Genomic DNA, 18341 nt, shown 5'->3' on the forward strand with positions numbered 1-18341 from the left:
AGGGGGCAGAAGACACGGCGACCTGAAAAAAATCGGAGGTAACCAAAGCTCCCACCGTATTTATCAAGGATTGAACTCCATGTGGAATATGGGAAATTATTAAGTCTGCTTTAATCTACCACGGACTAATGTGAAAAAACTGTCGCTTCACCATATATCGATCATTGGCATTATTTCGCTTGCCAATCTGCCCGTCGTGGTTCACTCTGCTGACCTTGGCGCCAAGGCCTTGAGCGCTGCACTGTGTAAGCCAGCCTATTCAGTCGCCGTTGCAGACGCGTTGTATAGGGAGGTAGAAAAATCTGCCAAGGCTGAAATGTATTCGGGTGCGGCGATCTACCCACTGCCCAATGCCAGCGAGCATGACGGCTTCACTGCGAGGCAACTCTTCGTGGCGGGTACTTCGATCGGCGTTTTGATCGATGGGGAGAGAGCTGATGCACTTGCTGCGAAATATCAACTTGTCAAGGAAGATGCTGGTATTTTGATGGGGTATAAGGAAAATAATCGATACGCGACGTATAACCAATATACAAAGGGCTATGCTCGTTCGATTGCTGTTGATGGCAAAAGTCAGGTCTTCATCTATGGGGTTCCCGGAACGATAATGATTGCCGCTCGTGAAAGCAAGGCGTTTCCTGGAAAGACGATACTTGCCTGTGAATTTCTCAGTAACTATGACCGAGATAATGCAAAGGCAATAGGTCGTTAAGCGGTCGATCTTGTATGGTGTGGGTGCTTATGGGAAATTAAGATGATTTAAGGCGATTGTTGGCCTTAAAAAATCCTGCCGAAAAACTGGTCTTTTGAGTTATGAAGTTGGCCTCTGTCAATGTATGCTAGGTTGGGTGATTTGGATTGATTTTCTTGATTTATAATTAAATAATTTCTCACGTTTCGAGGGGCGATGGAGATTTATGCCGCAACGCCCCTGGTTTTGCCATAGAGTACATCGATGGCTACAGGTGAGTTTCCGTAGACGCCCGTGAAGAAGACGATTTCGGACAGACCCCGCCTTGTCGAAAGCCAAGGCGGGGTCTGTCGTGCTCCAAAGAATACGCACTCGGGAGCACCGTTGAGAATGGCAGTGCGCTGAGGGGGCATCGCTGATTTCGAGCCTAAGGCGGCCCGCACGCCCGGCTCAATCCGCTCAGCGGAATCGCGGAAAACCCTATCCAGAAACATCGACACGCATTGCTGTCGTCGTTCATGAAGAACACGCAGCGCCGCTCGATCAGGATGCCGGCTTCCTGCGCATCGGCCGCGAGGTGCGTCGCGTCGAGCCAAGGCGGGCTTTCGACCAGGCACGAAGCGCTGCCCGTCACCGGCGCGTGTCGCACTTCCGGAAGATGTGCGTCGAGCGCGGCTCTCCACACCTGCAAGCGCTCGCCGTACGTACGCACGGGCCGGCGCAGCAACATGTCGTGATGGCAGAGCGCGAGAAAGGTCGCGAACGCTCGCTTGATGTACAAAACCGGGTGGCGCCCCATCAGCCGCTGCAGCGCACGCAGTTCGCGGATCGGCTCGAGCGGGCTCGACCACGTAGCCGAGCCGCAGTCCCGGCGCGAACGTCTTCGACAGGCTGCCGACGTAGATCACGCGGCTGCCCGTATCGAGGCTCTTCAGTGCCGAAGAAGGTCCTCTCGCTTCGGGGACCACGCGCCAGCGGTGCCGGCCGGCGCGGGGATACATCGGAGAGCCCGATGCATCCCCCCGGTCACACGCACATCAAGACGCCGCCATCCCGATCCCGAACACATGCATCTTGCCGGCGCTCACCTGGCGCGGCAGCACGATGCTCGTCACCACCTTGCCGGGCGGCACCGGAATCTTCTGCGCGAAGATATAGGTCTTGACGTTGTCCTGCTGGCCGCTGCCCGAATTGCGGTACGCCATCGTGACGGCGACCGTCGCGCTGGCGTGCGCGCTGCCGCCGTTCAGTGTCCAGTCGTCGAAAGCCAGCGTAACGGCCTGACTCGATCCATCCGCAAAATTCAGCTGCGCCGTGCCGCTGCTCGGGCCATTGTTGGCCGAGCCGAGCACCACCACGCCGGTGCCGGCCGATCCCGGCGGCAGCATCACGGTCTGGCCGACGGTCACGGTGTTGTCGAGCGAGAGCGGGCCGCCCGCCACCGCGACGCTGGCGCCGGCCACCGCGAACGGCTTGCCGGGCTGCACGCCCGCCGCTGCCAGCGCATTCAGCGAGTAGCTGAACAGGCTGCCGTCGAAGTCCGCGCCCTGGCCGTCGGCATTGGTCGCGCCGTCCGCGCTGAAGCCTCGATTGTTGTAGCTGTCGACCGCGTTGATCGCCACCGGCACGCCGAACGACGGCGGCTGCTTCCGGCTGCCCCATTGCGACGGCGCGCTGCCCATCGCGAAGTGCAGCGTCGCGCCGTTCGCGATGTCGTCGTAGGCGACCCACGGCACATCGTGCGCGCGACCGTTGATCGACAGCGACTGCACATAGCTGGACGCGGGCGCGCCTTCCGCACGAATCCGCCAAGTGCGGCCGTTGCCGAGCCGCACATCGATCTGCGGGAACTGCGGGCTGCCGATCGCCAGGCCCGCGACGCCGGGGATCTGCGGATACAGGCCCAGCGCACCCCACACATACCAGCCCGACACGGCGCCGAGGTCGTCGTTGCCCGGCAAGCCGTCGGGGCCGGTGCCGAACGCGCTGGCGAGGATCTGCTGCACCACGCGCTGCGTGCCCGACGGCTGCCCGGCCCAGTTGTAGAGCCAGGGCACCTCGAAGGTCGGCTCGTTGCCCATGTAGAAGTTGGGCAGGCTCAGGCCCGCATTGAGCACCGTGAAGAACTGGTCGAGCCGCGACGTCACCGCCGCATTGCCGCCCAGCTGTGCGAACAGGCCGGCGCCGTTGTACGGCACCATCCACGTGTACTGCTCGGCATTGCCTTCCACGTAGTTGTCGCCACTGCTCGGCGTCTCGGGTATCCACGCGCCGTTCGACTGGCGCGCCGCGATCAGCGGCGGCGTCAGCGTGGTGTTGAGCAGGTTCTGCCAGTAAGCCGAGCGGCTCAGCAGCATGCGCTGCGTGGCGGTATCGCCGAGTGCTCCGGCGAAGCGCGAGATCGCGAAATCGCTGCTCGTATATTCGAGCGTGGACGAAGCCTGTCCCCACTCGCCGTTGGTGATGTAGCCGGTCTGCAGGTAGCTCGCGCGGCCGCCGTTGGTGGTCACGTTGTTGCAGGCCGTGCCGGGGATGTTCGCCATCTTCACCATGTGCTGCAGCGCGGACCGCGTATCGAAGCGCCGCGCGCCGAACGCATACGCGTTCGAGACGATCAGCGAACCGGCGTCACCCGGCATCACGCCGTCCTCGACGTTGTCGTTGACCCAGTGCGGAATCGCGCCGCACTGGTCCGCGTCGTTGATCAGCGACTGGATCATGTCGCTGGTTTCGGACGGGTTGAGGATCGACTTCAGCTGGATCAGCGAGCGGTAGATGTCCCAGCCCGAGAACGACGAATACTGGGCGCGCTGGCCCTTGGCGACCTGATGCACGGTATTGTCGAAGCCGATGTACTGGCCGTTCACGTCACTGAAGATGCTCGGTGCCCACAGCGCGTGATACAGCGCCGTGTAGAACTTCTTCTTCGAGTCGAGCGTGCCGCCTGCCACGCGGATGCTGTTGAGGCGGTCGTTCCAGATACGGTCGGCCTGTGTGCGGACACCCGCGAAGTCCCAGCCGCGATTTTCCGCGTCGAGGTTGGCTTTCGCGTTGGCGACGCTGACGTAGGACAGGCCGATCTTCATCCTGACCGTCTGGCCCGGGCGGAAACCCAGTTGGGCCACGCCGTGCGTAATCGACGCCGACGTAAAAGCCTGGTCGAAGGCGGCGTAGAAGTAGACGGGAACCGGCACCGAGTTCCCGCAGAAACCGCCGCCGATCGTGCTGCCGGAGATGGCGCTGTCGGAAACCTGCGTGATGGCGCCGGTGGTCGAGGTCTTGGTGTTGGTGCGGGTCGCATCGAGCACCAGCAGCGCGGGTTTGCCGGCCGGGTACGCGAACTGGCCGAAGCCGGTGCGCAGCGTAGCGGTCAGCTCCACCTTGATCTGCGAGTCGAGCAGCACGGAATAGTAGCCGGGCCTGGCCGTTTCATTCGCATGACTGAAGGTTGGCGAGAGCTGCGTCGGGTCGGTGGTCGGCATGACAGGAAATTCGCCATTGTTGCCGCTGCAGCCGGCGCCCGGCATGTGCGTCAGGCTGAAGCCCTGTATCGAGTGGATGTCGTAGTAGTAGCCGGCGGGCGAGTTCGGCTCCTGGCTGTTGCTCGGCGCCGGCGTGGTGTTGGTGTCGGGCGCCCACTGCACCATGCCCGACGGCAGGCCGGCGGCCGGTTCGACGCTGCCGGCCTGTCCCGCCGGCACCGGGTTCGGCGAATTGCTCGCGAGCGTGCCGATCAGCGGATCGACGTACTGTGTCAACGACAGGTTGCGGTTGTCATCGAGATTGGTCGTATCGGCCGCAGCGTCCGACGGGCGTGCCGCCAATACCGACGCTGCGGTTCCGTCGCTGCCGTCACCGCCTCCGCACCCGCTCAATGCGCACGCCGCGGCCAGGATTGCCGCGAGCGTCGTGAATCGAATCATGATCGCCCCTCCGGTTGTCCACGCATTTTTTTCGTTGGCAATCCAATCGATCGAACCGTTGCTGCGTCGTCGCTTGTTGCCGTCTTTCAGCGTCGTAACACTAGGATTTGGACGAATCCGTTGTCAATCGGATTTGGAGAGTTGTAATGTTTTTATTGGATTTACTAAACGAATCGAAACGAGATGAATCCCGGCGATGGTGTGTTGAAGTCGCGCGGCAGCGGCATGTGAGTGCGGCTGACGCACGTGGTGTCCGATGGCGCCGAGGAAAATCACACGCCGGTCGAATCGATACATCTTGCGTTCACACCTGCGGTTCACCGATACCCGGAAAGATGATCCGCAAGGGTGCGGCCGCGAGTCCCCCCGCAGGGTGAACACGGCCGATCGTCGAAACGGCTTTTCCAGCTGAAGCGCGCAAAACATGCTTGCTTCCAGATGACTACGCCGCGCCGGCGCACGTCGCCTTTTCGCCGCCGGTCAGGCCCCCGGTCGTTGCGAACGCACGCATTGCGCGAGCGCCCGCACACCCGGCTCGATCCGTTCGAGCGGGATCGCGGAGAACCCCATCCGGAAGCAGCGCCGCCCGTCGCCTTCATCGTTCATGAAGAACACGCTGCCCGGCTCGATCAGGATGCGGGCTTCCTGTGCATCGGCGGCGAGGCGCGTCGCATCCAGCCACGGCGGGCCCTCGACCCAGCACGACGCGCCGCCCGTCACCGGCACGTAGCGCGCTTCCGGCAAGTGCGCATCGAGCGCCGCCATCAGTGCCTGCGAGCGCTCGCTGTACGCATGCGCGAGCCGGCGCAGCAACGCGTCGTGATGACCGAGCGCGAGAAAGGTCGCGAACGCGCGCTGGATATACGCAACCGGGTGGCGCACCATCAGCCGCCGCAGCGCGCGCAGTTCGCGGATCAGCTCGCGCGGCCCGACCACGTAGCCGAGCCGCAGCCCCGGCGCGAATGTCTTCGACAGGCTGCCGACGTAGATCACGCGGTCGGCCGTGTCGAGGCTCTTCAATGCCGGATGCGGCGTGCCGGAGAACGTGTTCTCGCTCTCGTAGTCGTCCTCGATGATCACGAAGTCATGCTGCTGCGCGCAATCGAGCAGCGCGCGGCGGCGTTCGACCGGCATCGTCGCGGTGGTCGGGCACTGGTGGCTCGGCGTCACGTACACGTAGTCGCAGCGCGAGAGCGTCGCGCCGAGCGCGCCGGGTGCGATCCCGTGGCCGTCGACGGGCAGCGGCAGCAGCCGCGCGTTGCGGTTCTCGAAGATGTTGCGCGCGTCCGGATAGCCGGGGTTCTCGAAGCCGACCGTCGAGTGCTTGCCGCACAGCAGGTCCGCGATCAGGTACAGCGCCTGCTGGCAGCCGTTCGTGACGACGATCTCGTCGGGCATCGCGAACACGCCGCGCCGCGGCAGCACGCGCGTGCGGATCTGCTGGATCAGCGATTCGTCGTCGCGTTCGATCAGGTCGGGCGCCCAGTTGCGGATCTCCATCACCGACAGCGCCTTCAGGCAGCATTCGCGCCAGTCGTTGGTCGGAAACAGCGACTGGTCGAATTGCCCGTAGATGAACGGATATTCGTAATGCTGCCAGTTCGCGGGCTTCACGATGTTGCGCTGCCTCGACGGCGGATGCGCGATGCGCTTGTCCCAAGCGGGGCGGCCCGGCGTGTCGTCGTCGCCGCCGGGCTGCACGGCGGGCTTGGCGGTCGCGAAGCCGGGCACGCCCTCGAGCATCTTCGGGTTCACGAAGTGCCCGCTGCGTTCGCGCGAGATCAGGTAGCCCTCTTCGACGAGCATCTGGTACGCGAGCACGACGGTGTTGCGCGCGACGCCGAGCTGGTCGGCGAGCTCGCGGCTCGACGGCAGCGCGGCATCGGGCGCGAGCTGGCCGTCGAGGATCGCGGCCACGAGCATCCGCCGGATCTGGTCCTGCAGGCTCGACGCCGACGACCGCCGGAACTGCTGGGCCCATAAGGCGGTCGGGGTACGACTCGGCATGCTTCCTCCTGTGATCGGTACGGGAAACGCGAGGCGGTGCGCGTGGCGTGCGTGCGGCCCGCGAGGGGCGCGATGTCGCGAGAATACGCGCGCCGCGCCACGGATGTGGACTCAATGAAAGGTGTCGTCTGGCACTACTGCGCGCCGACGTGGCAAGACGATACTCAAACCGTCGCCGCTGGACGATCCGGATTAGTCCCCGGTTCGCGGGCGCAGGGAGGCGTGCGCGCATCGCGTTCGCCTGCAACGTGATGCCAGGGAGAGGCGCGCCATGCACGTCGTCGTGTTCAGGGATCGCTGCGAGCGCGTGATCCGCATCGTGTTCGACGACGCACGTGCGACGGCGGTCGCGTATCGCGACGACGAGGCGATCGGCGAACTCGGCATCGACGACGGCAGGGGCGGTGCCGTGCGATCGCCGTCGCTCACGCGGCTGTACGTCGAACCCGCGTATCGGCGCAGCGGCATCGCGCACACGCTGCTGGCGTACGCGTCGCGCGAATTCGGGCGGCCGATCCGCATCGATGCCCGCGCGCGTGAATGGCCCGATACGCCGGCCTGGGCGACGCTGTGCCGCTGCCTCGAATACGAAGGGCTGGTGGTGGTACGGTAACCGACAGCGTGACCCCAATCACGCTGCACCAAGACGGAGACGACATGAGCACGGTCCTGAAGCCGATTCCCGCATCCGACGTGCGGCACGAAGCGCTGCGCATCGACGGGCAGCGCGTGTGGCGCGACGCGGTCATCGACGTGCGCAACCCGTACGACGGCGCGCTGGTCGGCACCGTGCCGAAGGCGACGCTGGACGATGTGCGGCGTGCCTTCGCGGTCGCACGCGCTTACCGGCCGACGCTCACGCGCCACGATCGCGCGGCGATCCTGCGCCGTGCGGCCGACATCGTGCGTTCGCGCACGGTCGAGATTGCAGCGTTGATCACGGCCGAGTCTGGCCTGTGCATCAAGGATTCCACATACGAAGCCGGCCGCGTGGCCGACGTGCTGACGTTCGGCGCCGCAGAAGTGCTGAAGGACGACGGGCAGATCTTCTCGTGCGACCTGACTCCGCACGGCAAGAAGCGCCGCGTGTACACGCAGCGCGATCCGCTGCTCGGCGTGATCTCGGCGATCACGCCGTTCAATCACCCGATGAATCAGGTCGCGCACAAGATCGTGCCGTCGGTGGCCACCAACAACCGGATCGTCGTGAAGCCGTCGGAGAAGGTGCCGCTGTCGTGCTACCTGTTCGCGGACATCCTGTACGAAGCGGGCCTGCCGCCGCAGATGCTGCAAGTGCTCACCGGCGACCCGAAGGAGATCGCCGACGAGCTGATCGCGAACCCGGCGATCGATCTCATCACGTTCACGGGCGGCGTATCGATCGGCAAGTCGATTGCGTCGCGGATGGGCTACCGGCGCGCGGTGCTCGAACTCGGCGGCAATGATCCGATCATCGTGATGGAAGATGCCGATCTCGACGAAGCGAGCACGCTTGCGGTATCGGGTTCGTATAAAAACTCGGGGCAGCGCTGCACCGCGATCAAGCGGATGCTCGTGCACGAGTCGGTGGCCGATCGCTTCACGGAACTCGTGGTCGAGAAAACGCGTGCGTGGTCGTACGGCAATCCGTCCGATCCGTCAGTCGACATGGGCTCGGTGATCGACGAGGCCGCCGCGAAGTTCTGCGAGCAGCAGGTGAATGACGCAATCGCACGCGGGGCGCGGCTGCTGGTCGGCAACGTGCGCAGCGGTGCGCTGTATTCGCCGACGGTGATTGATCGCGTGACGCCCGACATGCCGCTCGTGAAGTACGAAACCTTCGGCCCCGTGTCGCCGATCATGCGTTTCCGCGACATCGACGAAGCGATCCGGATATCGAACAGCACCGACTATGCGCTGTCGTCGTCGGTCTGCACGAACCGCTTCGACCACATCACGCGCTTCATCACCGAGCTGGAAGTCGGCAGCGTGAACGTGCGTGAAGTGCCGGGCTATCGGCTCGAAGTGACGCCGTTCGGCGGCGTGAAGGATTCGGGGCTGGGCTACAAGGAGGGCGTGCAGGAAGCGATGAAGAGCTTCACGAACGTGAAGACGTATTCGCTGCCGTGGTGAGCGCGGCGTGGAAGGGCGCATCGCGCCCGCCCGCCGCCAACCGCGTTACTGATAGAAGTTGAGCGTGACCATCGCCGAACGGCCCGGCGCCCACGTCGCGTAGATCGGATACGCGCTCGAGTAATACTTCTTGTCGAACAGGTTCTGCACGTTGAGCTGCACGTCCATCGTCTTGTTCACGCGCCACGTCGCGGCCGCGTCGAAGCGTGCGTAGCCGGGCGTCCATTTCTTCGTCGTCGCCGACACCGACGCATAGGTCTGGCTCATCACCGTCGCACCCGCGCCGAGCGTGAGCTTCGGCATCACGTCGTAGCTCGTCCACAGCGTGAAGTTGTGCTTCGGCACCATCACCATCGGCAGGCCCGATGCGCCCGGGCTGCCGGGGCCGGCGTCGGTCGTGATCGCGTTCAGGTACGAGTAGCCGCCGAACACGTGCCACTTCGGCGTCAAGTTGCCCGCGAAGCCGAATTCGACGCCGCGCACGCGCTGCTTGCCCGCGTTGACCGTGTGACCGAGGCCGTCGCTCACGCGCGCGTTGGTCTTCTCGGTCTGGAACAGCGCCGACGTCAGCGACAGCTGGTCCTGCAGCACGTCCCACTTCGCGCCGATCTCGATGTTGCGCGAGCGCTCCGGTGCGAGATCCTGGTTCGTCGCGGTGATCTGGTCGGTACCGCCGCCAAGGCCGCCGTTCGAACCCGGCGGGTTCGACGACGTGCCGTACGACGCATACAGGCTCACGTTGCTCACCGGCTTGAACACGAGGCCGAACTGGTAGCTGAACAGGTTCGACGTGTTCGACAGGTCGGCCACGCCGGCCTGCTTGCCGGTCGTGTCGTAGCGGTCGAAGCGCAGCCCCGTGTTGAATTGCCAGCGCTCGGACAGCTTCACGGTATCGAAGAGGTACGCGGAAACCGTGTCGGTGCGCGTGTTCGTCGTCGCGCCGGGGAAGCCCTTGTCGCCGTTCAGCACGATGTTGCCGGTCCACGGCATGTTCGGGTTCCAGCCGCCCGCGAGCGGCGTGCAGTTGCCGGCCACCGAGCACGGGCCGCCCGAGCGGATGTTGTTGCCGGCCGCATCCGACACGAGGTAGCCCTCGTAGCGTGCCTGCTCATGGCTGAACTCGACGCCGGCCGTCATCGTGTGCTTCATGCCGAACAGGCTTGCGCTGCCGGTCACTTCGGTCTGGTTCGAGAAGCCGTTGAGCGCGTATTTGCCGCTCTTCGCCTGCAGGCTCAGCATGGTCGGGTTCGACGCGAGGATCTGCGGATTCGTCGCCACGTAATCGAGCGTCGAGCGGCCGAACATCGTCGTGTTCTTCAGTTTCCAGTCGTCATTGAGCTTGTGCTCGACGCGCACCTGGGCGGTGTCGGTCTGCCCGTAGCGGTAGTCGCGCGTGTTCAGCCCGAAGAACTGGCCGCGATCGGTCGGCACCGGCGTGCCGCCCGACGCGCGGAACGGCACGCTGAAGTCCGGCATGTCGTACGAGTTCATGTGGTAGTAGCTGACCGTGACCGTGGTCGGCGTATTCAGCCCGAACACGATCGACGGCGCGACGCCCCAGCGCTTGTTGTACACGTCGTTGCGGCCGGCCTGGTTCGCGTCGTGACCCATCACGTTCAGGCGCACGGCCGTCGTGTCGTTGATCTTGTGGTTCGCGTCGACCGTCGCGCGCTTGTAGCCGTCGGTGCCGAAGCCGATGCTGCTGTTGATGAAGTTGTCGTTCTTCGGCGTCTTCGTGACGATGTCGATGCTGCCGCCCACCGAGCCGCGGCCCGCGTAGACCGAATCGGGGCCCTTGATCACGCTGATCTGCTCGACCGCGAACGTTTCGCGGTTTTGCAGCCCCGAGTCGCGCATCCCGTCGACGAAGATCGAGTTGCGCGATTCGAAGCCGCGGATCACCGGGCGATCGGCCGACGGGTTCGCGGCCGCGTCGCCGCCGAGGAACGTGATGCCCGGCACCGAGCGCAGCGCGTCCGCGAACGACGTGACGTTCCTTTCCTTGATGAGTTGCTCGGGGATCACCGTGACCGAGCGCGGCGTGTCGAGCAGCGGCGCGGTGAACTTGTACGACGGCGAACGCTTCACCTGCATGTCCGACGGCGCGGTCGACTGGACGTGGATCGTCGGCAGCGTCGCCTGCACGTCGGCGGACGGGGCCGGCTGGCCGGCGGCGGGTGCGGGTGCGGGAGCAGGGGCGGTTTCGGCGGAAGCGAGCAGCGGGGTCAGGAACACGGAGCAGGTCAGCGCCGACACGAGGGCGCGAGGCCTCGTCTTGAACTGGGCGGGCATATCGAGAGGCAGCAGAAGGTTCGGTGAGCAGGTGCGTCTTCTCGATGCCGGGCGGGCCGCACGGAACATCGGAAAACGTCAATGTAAATGCGTATGATTCGCGTTTGCGGTCGCAATTGTACGGATTGGTACTAATTCTGTAAACGATCGAATGGTTTTTGTACTAATTTGGTCAGGCTTTCGTGGGGGGCGGCGTGCCTTTGCGTGGCGTGCAACACCACTTTCCATCCCCCGGCCGTGCGCGGCGGCGACGACTCGATACACTGCCGTACCGGTTGGACGGGCCCCGGCAAGCAGGCCCCGAGCATGGAGACAACACAAGATGGACACCCAACGCGCAGCAGTCGTCACGTACCGAGGCGATGCGATCGAGAACACGCACGTCGCCCATGTGGCGGTGGTCGATGCACGCGGCCGGCTGCTGGCCCGGTTCGGCGATCCGTTCCGGATGACGCTCGCGCGCTCGGCGGCCAAGCCGGCGCAGGCGCTGTCGGTGCTCGAGACGGGCGCGCCCGAGCGCTTCGGCTTCGACGATGCGGACATCGCGCTGATGTGCGCGTCGCACAGCAGCGAGGACCGGCACATCGAACGCGCGCGCGCGATGCTCGCCAAGGTCGCCGCGCACGAATCGGACTTGCGTTGCGGCGGCCATCCGCCGTTGTCGGACGCGGTGTACCGCGCGTGGATCAAGCGCGACTACACGCCGACCGGCGTGTGCAGCAACTGTTCGGGCAAGCACGTCGGGATGCTGGCCGGCGCGCAGGCGATCGGCGCCGCGATCGCCGATTACCATCTGCCCGAGCATCCGATGCAGGTGCGCGTGAAGCACGTGGTGGCCGATGCGTGCGGGCTGCGCGACGACGAGGTCGAGTGGGGCATCGACGGGTGCAACCTGCCGACGCCGGCGTTTTCGCTGGACCGGCTCGCGCGGCTTTACGCGTCGCTGGCCGACGGGGCGGATACGGTGGAAGCGGGCGGTGACGCAATCACCGATCGCGTCCGCGCGCTGGCGCGCATTCATCATGCGATGACCGCGTATCCGGAGCTGGTTGCCGGCGAAGGGCGCTATTGCACGGTGCTGATGAACGCGTTCGACGGGCAGGTGGTCGGCAAGCTCGGCGCCGATGCGTGCTACGGGATCGGCGTGCGGGCGTCCGAGCGCACGCGGGCGCTGGGCGCCGATGGCGCGCTCGGCATCTCGGTGAAGATCGAGGACGGCAATCTCGACGTGCTCTACATGGTCGTCAGCGAGCTGCTCGAGCGGCTGCAGATCGGCACGGCCGAGCAGCGCGCGCCGCTGGCCGGCTTCCATCGGCCGCGGATGCTCAACACGCAGGGTGTCGAGATCGGGCACGCCACGTTCCCGTTCGAATTGCGGGCGGCTTGATCGGCCTGAACGGCGCGGATGCGCTGCTGCCGGTGGTCCGCGACGCGGGCCATGCGCAGCGGCGCGAACCCGACCCAGGGCGCGTGCGCTACACGCTCGCGCCGCGAATCTTCGTCAGCTCCAGCGCCGACAACTCGCCGATATGCGCGAGGTGTTCCGCGAGGAAGTCCTTCAGCACGCGCAGCTTCGCCGAGCTGCGCCGGTTCGCCAGATACGCGATGTAGATGTATTCGCCCGTCAGCCGGTTCTGCAGCCGGTAGCGCGGCAGCACGGCTTCGAGCCGGCCGCTCGCGAGCAGGTCGCGCACCAGCCAGATCTCGAACTCCGCGATGCCGAGCCCGGCGCAGGTCGCTTCGAGCAGCAGCTCCGAATGGTCGGTGACGAGGTTGCCGGCCGGCAGCACGCTGTGATGTGCGTCGCCGTTCACGAGATCCCAGCGCGGATCGCCTTCCGGATGCACGTAGCGCAGGCAGTTGTGTTGCTTGAGGTCGTCGGGCGTGACCGGGCGCCCGCAGCGGTCGAGATAGCCGGGCGTCGCGCACAGGATGCTGTCGTTGCGCGACAGGCGGTGGACGACGAGGTTGTCCAGGTAGTTCTCGCCTTCGTGAATGTCGAGATCGAAGCCGCCGGCCACGAGGTCGTTGTGGTTGTCGGTGAGCCGCACGTCGAGCTGGATCGTCGGGTAGCGCGCGAGGAACGGCGCGACCAGCGGCGCGAGATGGCGGCGGCCGAACGCCACCGGCGCGGTGAGCTTCAGCGGGCCGCTCGGCTGCGCATTCAGCTCGGCGACCACGCGCAAGGTGTCGTCGAGATCGGCGATCAGCGTGACGGCGCGTTCCAGGTAGATGTGGCCGGCTTCGGTGAGCGTCACGCTATGCGTGGAGCGGTGCAGCAGCGCGACGCCGAGCGCCTCCTCGATCGCGGTGACCTTGCGTGCGACGGTGGACGTCGACACGTGCATCTCCTTGGCGACCGCCGAAAAACTCCCCGTTTCGACCACTCTGACGAACGCGCGCATCGCGCCCATGTGGTCGATGCCGGTTTCTCTCGCGCCTTTTTTCATCCGATTCTCATTGTTGCGTGCCACGCAAAACCGCTTTCGATAATACAGAAGTGAGCTTGTTTTTGCAAAGGCATAGAATGCGAACCCGTCGCGTCGGGAAGCGGCGCACGACGAGCGGCACGAGACATCCAGGAGGGGCACGATGACAGAAAACGGCTTCCGCGTCGAAGCGGATCTTTTAGGTAAGCGAAGCATCCCGAATGAGGCCTACTACGGCGTCCATACGCTGCGCGCGAAGGAGAATTTCGACATTTCGGGCCGCACCATCGCGTCGCTGCCGTACTTCGTGATGGCGCTCGCCGCGGTGAAGGAGGCCGCGGCCGACGCGAACTGCGAGCTCGGGCTGCTGCCGCGGCCGTACCGCGATGCGATCGCCGCCGCGTGCGTCGAGATCCGCGAAGGGCGCCTGCACGACCAGTTCGTCGTCGACATCATCCAGGGCGGGGCCGGCACGTCGACCAACATGAACGCGAACGAGGTGATCTGCAACCGCGCGCTCGAACTCATGGGGCACGCGCGCGGGCAGTACGAATACCTGCATCCGAACGAGCACGTGAACCTCGCGCAGAGCACCAACGACGTCTATCCGACCGCGATCCGCGTGGCGACCTGCTTCGCGGTCGAGCACCTGCTCGAAGCGATGGCGCGCCTGCGCGATGCGTTCGCGGAGCGCGCCGACGCGTTCGCCGGCTTGCTGAAGCTCGGGCGCACGCAGCTGCAGGACGCGGTGCCGATGACGCTCGGCCAGGAATTCTCGACCTACGCGGTGATGCTGACGGAAGACATCGCGCGCCTGCAGGAAGCCGGCTGGCTGATTCGCGAGATCAACCTCGGCGCGACCGCGATCGGCACGGGGATCACCGCGCATCCGCAGTACGCGGAGAAGGCGCTCGCGGCGCTGCGGCGCATTACCGGGCTCGACCTGAGCACCGCGCCGAACCTGATCGAAGCGACCCAGGATTGCGGCGCGTTCGTGCAGGTGTCGGGCGTGCTCAAGCGGATCGCCGTGAAGCTGTCGAAGATCTGCAACGACCTGCGGCTGCTGTCGAGCGGCCCGCGCGCGGGGTTCGGCGAGATCAACCTGCCGCCCGTGCAGGCCGGCTCGTCGATCATGCCCGGCAAGGTGAATCCGGTGATCCCGGAAGTCGTCAACCAGGTTGCCTTCGAGGTGTTCGGCAACGACCTGACCATCACCTTCGCGGCCGAGGCCGGGCAGCTTCAGTTGAACGCGTTCGAGCCGGTGATCGCCAGCGCGCTGTTCCGCAGCTTCAGCCACCTGACGGCCGCCTGCACGACGCTCGCGCAGCGTTGCGTGAGCGGGATCACCGCGAACCCCGAGCGGCTGCGCGAAACGATGGAGCGCTCGGTCGCGCTCGCGACCGCGCTGAACCCGTACATCGGCTACAAGCGCGCGACCGCCGTGGCGGCCGAAGCGCACGCGACCGGCAAGTCGATCCGCGAGGTCGTGCTGGAGCGCGAGTGGATGACCGCTGCGCAGGTCGAGGAAGCGCTGCAACCCGAAGCACTGATCCGGCCGCGCGTGCTTTGACGCCGGCTGCGCGGGCCGTCGGTGCGTGACGCCGGCGGCTTGCATGCGACTGCATCCGACGCGCCCCCGCGCGGGGCGCGACACATCAAGAAACAACGGAGACACACGATGACCCACAGCAGCGAGCGCCTGGCCGATTCGGCCGGTGGCGCGGATTCCCGACATGCCGACCCGGATGCGATGTTCGCGTCGCACGAAGCCGGCTATGCGAAGCAGTTGAAGCCCCGGCACGTGCAGATGATCGCGATGGGCGGCGCGATCGGCACCGGCCTCTTTCTCGGTGCGGGCGGGCGCCTGCAGCACGCGGGGCCGGCGCTCGCGCTCGTGTACCTCGTCTGCGGCGTGTTCGCGTTCCTGATCATGCGCGCGCTCGGCGAGCTCGTGATGCACCGGCCGACCAGCGGCAGCTTCGTGTCGTATGCACGGGAGTTCATGGGCGAACGCGCCTCGTTCGTCGCGGGCTGGATGTACTACCTGAACTGGGCGACCACCGGCATCGTCGACATCACCGCGGTCGCGATCTACATGAAGTACTGGGCCGTGTTCACGGACGTGCCGCAGTGGGTGTTCGCGCTCGGCGCGCTCGGGATCGTGTCGGTGATGAACATGATCGGCGTGAAGGTGTTCGGCGAGATGGAGTTCTGGTTCTCGCTCGTCAAGGTGGGGACGCTCGCGGTGTTCCTCGCGGTCGGCGCCGTGTTTCTCGCGAGCGGCCATCCGGTCGCCGGGCAGATGCCGGGGCTTCACCTGGTCGCGGATCACGGCGGGATCTTCCCGCACGGCATCCTGCCGGCCGTGCTGATCGTGCAGGGCGTCGTGTTCGCGTACGCGAGCATCGAGCTCGTCGGCGTCGCGGCGGGCGAGACGGCCGATGCGCGCAAGGTCTTGCCGAAAGCCATCAACAGCGTGATGTGGCGCATCGCGCTGTTCTACGTCGGCTCGGTCGTGCTGTTGACGATGCTGCTGCCGTGGACGGCGTACAGCGCGCACGAAAGCCCGTTCGTGACGTTCTTCAGCAAGCTCGGCGTGCCGTACGTCGGCACCGTGATGAACGTCGTGGTGCTGACCGCCGCGCTGTCGAGCCTGAACTCCGGCCTCTATTCGACCGGGCGCGTGCTGCGCTCGCTCGCGATGGGCGGCTCGGCGCCGCGCTTCGTGTCGCGGATGAACGCACGCGGCGTGCCGTACGGCGGGATCCTGATCACGGTCGCGATCAATGCGATCGGCGTGCCGCTGAACTACATCGTGCCGGCGCAGGCGTTCGAGATCGTGCTGAACATGGCGTCGCTCGGGATCATCACGACGTGGGGCTTCATTGTCATGTGCCAGATCCTGTTCCGTCGCGCGGTCGATCGCGGCGAGCTGAAGGCCGTGTCGTTCCGGATGCCCGGCGCGCCGTTCACGTCGTGGCTCACGCTGGCCTTCCTCGTCGGCGTGCTGGTGCTGATGGCCTTCGACTATCCGGGCGGTACGTGGACCATCGCGACGATTCCGGTCGTCGTGCTCGCACTGGTGGTCGGCTGGAAGCTGGCAAAGCGTGGTGCGGCGCGCGAGCAGGCGGCGGATGCGCTTGCATCTTCGGCCACGCGCACCGTTGCCGATCCGGTGCGGGGCGCCTGAAGACGGTATGCGCCGGGCGCGCCGGGGCGATCGCGGCCGGCGCCCCGGCGCCTCGTGACGGTCAGTTCAATCCGGTGCGTTCGCCGACCCAGCGGCCGAAATCGCCGGCCATCTCCGCGGTCAGCTCGTGACCGGCCGCGTACAGCCGCGTATCGTGCGCGACGCCGAGCGCCGTGAGTTTCGCGTCGGCGGTGTCGGCCCACGCGACGGGCAGCTTGTCGTCGGCGCGGCCGTGCACGATCAGCGCATGGAGCGGGCGAAGGGCATCGCGCGGCGCGATCAGCGGATCGATTTCGGGCAGGATGCGCCCGCACAGCACTGCAAATGCGGTGACGTCCTGCGGCGACGTGAGGCCGACGCTCGCGCTCATGATGCCGCCCTGGCTGAAGCCGGCAATCACCGTCGGCAACGCGGTGCCTGCGTCATCGTTGCCACGGAAGCCGCGGAGCAGCGTGATCAGCTTGAGTCGGCTCGCGTCCGCGCGGGCCGCGTCGATTTCGGGGCCGTTCGGGCCGAAGCGCACCGGAAACCATGCGTGCTGGTCGGGCCCGAACGCGAGCGGGGCGCGCAGGAAGGCGATCTCGATGCGCGGATCGATGACGTCGGCCAGGTTCAGCAGGTTGGTTTCGTTGCCGCCGACGCCATGCAGCAGCAACAGGCGGGCAGCGGGGCGGCCGGTGGCCGGGCGCAGCCGGTACTGGAGGCCCGACTCGGGATCGGTGGTCAGCGGCAGGACGTCGGTCATTGCGTGGGGTCCGGGAAGGGGAGCGATGCGACAGTCTAGGGCGTGCGGGCGGTGACGTGAATCGCCTGCGTGCGATTGATTGTTTCCTGGCAGGAATGAATCGGGTGTTCCGCGACGCCACGTTGCTCGTTGTTCATATACCGATCGGGTGACTCGTCATCAGCGCGCGGAGTGGTTAAAATAGATACATTTCGTAGATACGCGAGGGGCGAAGATGGATACTGCCAAGATTTTCAAGCATGGCGGATCGCAGGCTGTCCGTCTGCCGAAGGATTTCCGCTTCGACACGACCGAGGTCCGGATTCGTCGCCACGGTTCATCCGTCATTCTTGAACCCGTGCCGCAAGACTGGGCCTGGCTCACGCCGCTGATCGGCCCGGTCGACGCCGATTTCGAAGCTGCCGCCACGACCGAGCCTGCCGTTCAGGAACGCCCGGATCTGGACGTATTTGAATGAAATTTCTGCTGGATACCAACGCGGTAATCGCCATCCTGAAAGGCGAGCCGGCCATGCTGGCCCGGCTGCGCACGTATCAGCCAGCAGATTTCGGCATGCCGGCGATCGTCGCGCATGAACTCTATTACGGCGCCTACAAGAGCCAGAGAGCGGCTGCGAACGTGGCACGTGTCGAGGCACTTCAGTTCGAGGGGGTGTCGTTCGATGTCGAAGATGCTCAGCACGCCGGCGAGATTCGTGCGCATCTGACTGCGGCGGGCACCCCGATCGGTCCGTACGATGCGTTGATCGCCGGGCAGGCACGCGCGCGGCGTCTGGTGCTCGTCACCCATAACGTGCGCGAGTTTGCGCGAGTCCCGGGGCTGCAGGTCGAGGATTGGCTCGCCGAAGCGCGTGAAAACTGATCGCGTCTAGTTCGCATCGATCGATGCGAGTGACTGTCCTTGCGCGGAAATGTCCGTTTATTGAGGACTATCGATAAATTGCGTCCTGACT

General features: G+C 65.4%; 14 protein-coding genes. 8 read left to right on the top strand and 6 right to left on the bottom strand.

Translation table 11 applies throughout. The annotated features are described in order from the left end of the window. Positions 1-130: 130 nt before the first annotated feature. Positions 131-712, top strand: coding sequence for a hypothetical protein (locus CFB39_RS39615; protein ID WP_144030306.1), 582 nt, complete (start codon positions 131-133; stop codon positions 710-712). Positions 713-1118: 406 nt separating this feature from the next. Here the strand turns inward: CFB39_RS39615 and CFB39_RS23175 are convergent, their stop codons facing one another. The 3 genes from CFB39_RS23175 to CFB39_RS23185 all read right to left on the bottom strand — a co-directional run bounded on the left by CFB39_RS23175 (position 1119) and on the right by CFB39_RS23185 (position 6621). Beyond that, complete coding sequence (locus CFB39_RS23175; RefSeq protein WP_373452741.1) at positions 1119-1490, bottom strand: hypothetical protein; 372 nt, start codon at positions 1488-1490, stop codon at positions 1119-1121. Positions 1491-1728: 238 nt separating this feature from the next. Beyond that, complete coding sequence (locus CFB39_RS23180; protein ID WP_089474586.1) at positions 1729-4614, bottom strand: GH92 family glycosyl hydrolase; 2886 nt, start codon at positions 4612-4614, stop codon at positions 1729-1731. 480 nt (positions 4615-5094) lie between these two features. Continuing rightward, on the bottom strand, positions 5095-6621 hold the full coding sequence (locus tag CFB39_RS23185; protein ID WP_089474587.1) for a PLP-dependent aminotransferase family protein: 1527 nt from the start codon (positions 6619-6621) through the stop codon (positions 5095-5097). A 271-nt stretch (positions 6622-6892) separates the two neighbouring features. Here CFB39_RS23185 and CFB39_RS23190 point away from each other — a divergent pair, with 271 nt between their 5' ends. Both CFB39_RS23190 and phnY read left to right on the top strand, forming a co-directional pair. Next, positions 6893-7234 (top strand): GNAT family N-acetyltransferase, encoded by a 342-nt coding sequence (locus CFB39_RS23190; protein ID WP_089474588.1) that lies wholly within the window; start codon positions 6893-6895, stop codon positions 7232-7234. 44 nt (positions 7235-7278) lie between these two features. Then, positions 7279-8733 (top strand): phosphonoacetaldehyde dehydrogenase, encoded by a 1455-nt coding sequence (phnY, locus tag CFB39_RS23195; RefSeq protein ID WP_089474589.1) that lies wholly within the window; start codon positions 7279-7281, stop codon positions 8731-8733. 45 nt (positions 8734-8778) lie between these two features. Here phnY and CFB39_RS23200 read toward each other — a convergent pair whose 3' ends face one another. Beyond that, a complete protein-coding gene (locus CFB39_RS23200; RefSeq protein WP_089474590.1) occupies positions 8779-11025 on the bottom strand; it encodes a TonB-dependent siderophore receptor in 2247 nt (748 codons plus the stop codon). A 322-nt stretch (positions 11026-11347) separates the two neighbouring features. Between CFB39_RS23200 and CFB39_RS23205 the strand changes: the two genes are divergently transcribed. After that, complete coding sequence (locus CFB39_RS23205; protein ID WP_089474591.1) at positions 11348-12412, top strand: asparaginase; 1065 nt, start codon at positions 11348-11350, stop codon at positions 12410-12412. An 88-nt stretch (positions 12413-12500) separates the two neighbouring features. Here the strand turns inward: CFB39_RS23205 and CFB39_RS23210 are convergent, their stop codons facing one another. Further along, positions 12501-13475: a LysR family transcriptional regulator gene (locus CFB39_RS23210; RefSeq protein ID WP_089474592.1), complete on the bottom strand. Its 975-nt coding sequence runs from the start codon at positions 13473-13475 to the stop codon at positions 12501-12503. Positions 13476-13617: 142 nt separating this feature from the next. On the opposite strand from CFB39_RS23210, the gene CFB39_RS23215 reads away from it, so the two are divergent. Next, positions 13618-15024: an aspartate ammonia-lyase gene (locus CFB39_RS23215; RefSeq protein ID WP_089474593.1), complete on the top strand. Its 1407-nt coding sequence runs from the start codon at positions 13618-13620 to the stop codon at positions 15022-15024. A 108-nt stretch (positions 15025-15132) separates the two neighbouring features. Further along, positions 15133-16644: an amino acid permease gene (locus CFB39_RS23220; RefSeq protein WP_089474594.1), complete on the top strand. Its 1512-nt coding sequence runs from the start codon at positions 15133-15135 to the stop codon at positions 16642-16644. 61 nt (positions 16645-16705) lie between these two features. On the opposite strand, the gene CFB39_RS23225 is transcribed toward CFB39_RS23220, so the two are convergent. Continuing rightward, complete coding sequence (locus tag CFB39_RS23225; protein ID WP_089474595.1) at positions 16706-17389, bottom strand: alpha/beta hydrolase; 684 nt, start codon at positions 17387-17389, stop codon at positions 16706-16708. Between the two features lie 214 nt (positions 17390-17603). Here CFB39_RS23225 and CFB39_RS23230 point away from each other — a divergent pair, with 214 nt between their 5' ends. Both CFB39_RS23230 and CFB39_RS23235 read left to right on the top strand, forming a co-directional pair. Further along, positions 17604-17846, top strand: coding sequence for an antitoxin (locus CFB39_RS23230; RefSeq protein ID WP_089474596.1), 243 nt, complete (start codon positions 17604-17606; stop codon positions 17844-17846). Beyond that, positions 17843-18250 carry a type II toxin-antitoxin system VapC family toxin gene (locus CFB39_RS23235; RefSeq protein ID WP_089474597.1) on the top strand — a complete coding sequence of 136 codons (408 nt, stop codon included), beginning with the start codon at positions 17843-17845 and terminating at the stop codon, positions 18248-18250. The genes CFB39_RS23230 and CFB39_RS23235 overlap by 4 nt, the downstream gene beginning before the upstream one ends. Positions 18251-18341 lie beyond the last annotated feature (91 nt).

Source organism: Burkholderia sp. AU6039 (assembly GCF_002223365.1).
Taxonomy (GTDB): domain Bacteria; phylum Pseudomonadota; class Gammaproteobacteria; order Burkholderiales; family Burkholderiaceae; genus Burkholderia.

Excerpts from the sequence above, each read along its gene's own strand:
- CFB39_RS23175 (WP_373452741.1), bottom strand. The coding sequence starts at position 1,490 with ATGGGGCGCCACCCGGTTTTGTACATCAAGCGAGCGTTCGCGACCTTT.
- CFB39_RS23180 (WP_089474586.1), bottom strand. The coding sequence starts at position 4,614 with ATGATTCGATTCACGACGCTCGCGGCAATCCTGGCCGCGGCGTGCGCA.
- CFB39_RS23185 (WP_089474587.1), bottom strand. The coding sequence starts at position 6,621 with ATGCCGAGTCGTACCCCGACCGCCTTATGGGCCCAGCAGTTCCGGCGG.
- CFB39_RS23190 (WP_089474588.1), top strand. The coding sequence starts at position 6,893 with ATGCACGTCGTCGTGTTCAGGGATCGCTGCGAGCGCGTGATCCGCATC.
- phnY (WP_089474589.1), top strand. The coding sequence starts at position 7,279 with ATGAGCACGGTCCTGAAGCCGATTCCCGCATCCGACGTGCGGCACGAA.
- CFB39_RS23200 (WP_089474590.1), bottom strand. The coding sequence starts at position 11,025 with ATGCCCGCCCAGTTCAAGACGAGGCCTCGCGCCCTCGTGTCGGCGCTG.
- CFB39_RS23205 (WP_089474591.1), top strand. The coding sequence starts at position 11,348 with ATGGACACCCAACGCGCAGCAGTCGTCACGTACCGAGGCGATGCGATC.
- CFB39_RS23210 (WP_089474592.1), bottom strand. The coding sequence starts at position 13,475 with ATGAAAAAAGGCGCGAGAGAAACCGGCATCGACCACATGGGCGCGATG.
- CFB39_RS23215 (WP_089474593.1), top strand. The coding sequence starts at position 13,618 with ATGACAGAAAACGGCTTCCGCGTCGAAGCGGATCTTTTAGGTAAGCGA.
- CFB39_RS23220 (WP_089474594.1), top strand. The coding sequence starts at position 15,133 with ATGACCCACAGCAGCGAGCGCCTGGCCGATTCGGCCGGTGGCGCGGAT.
- CFB39_RS23225 (WP_089474595.1), bottom strand. The coding sequence starts at position 17,389 with ATGACCGACGTCCTGCCGCTGACCACCGATCCCGAGTCGGGCCTCCAG.
- CFB39_RS23230 (WP_089474596.1), top strand. The coding sequence starts at position 17,604 with ATGGATACTGCCAAGATTTTCAAGCATGGCGGATCGCAGGCTGTCCGT.
- CFB39_RS23235 (WP_089474597.1), top strand. The coding sequence starts at position 17,843 with ATGAAATTTCTGCTGGATACCAACGCGGTAATCGCCATCCTGAAAGGC.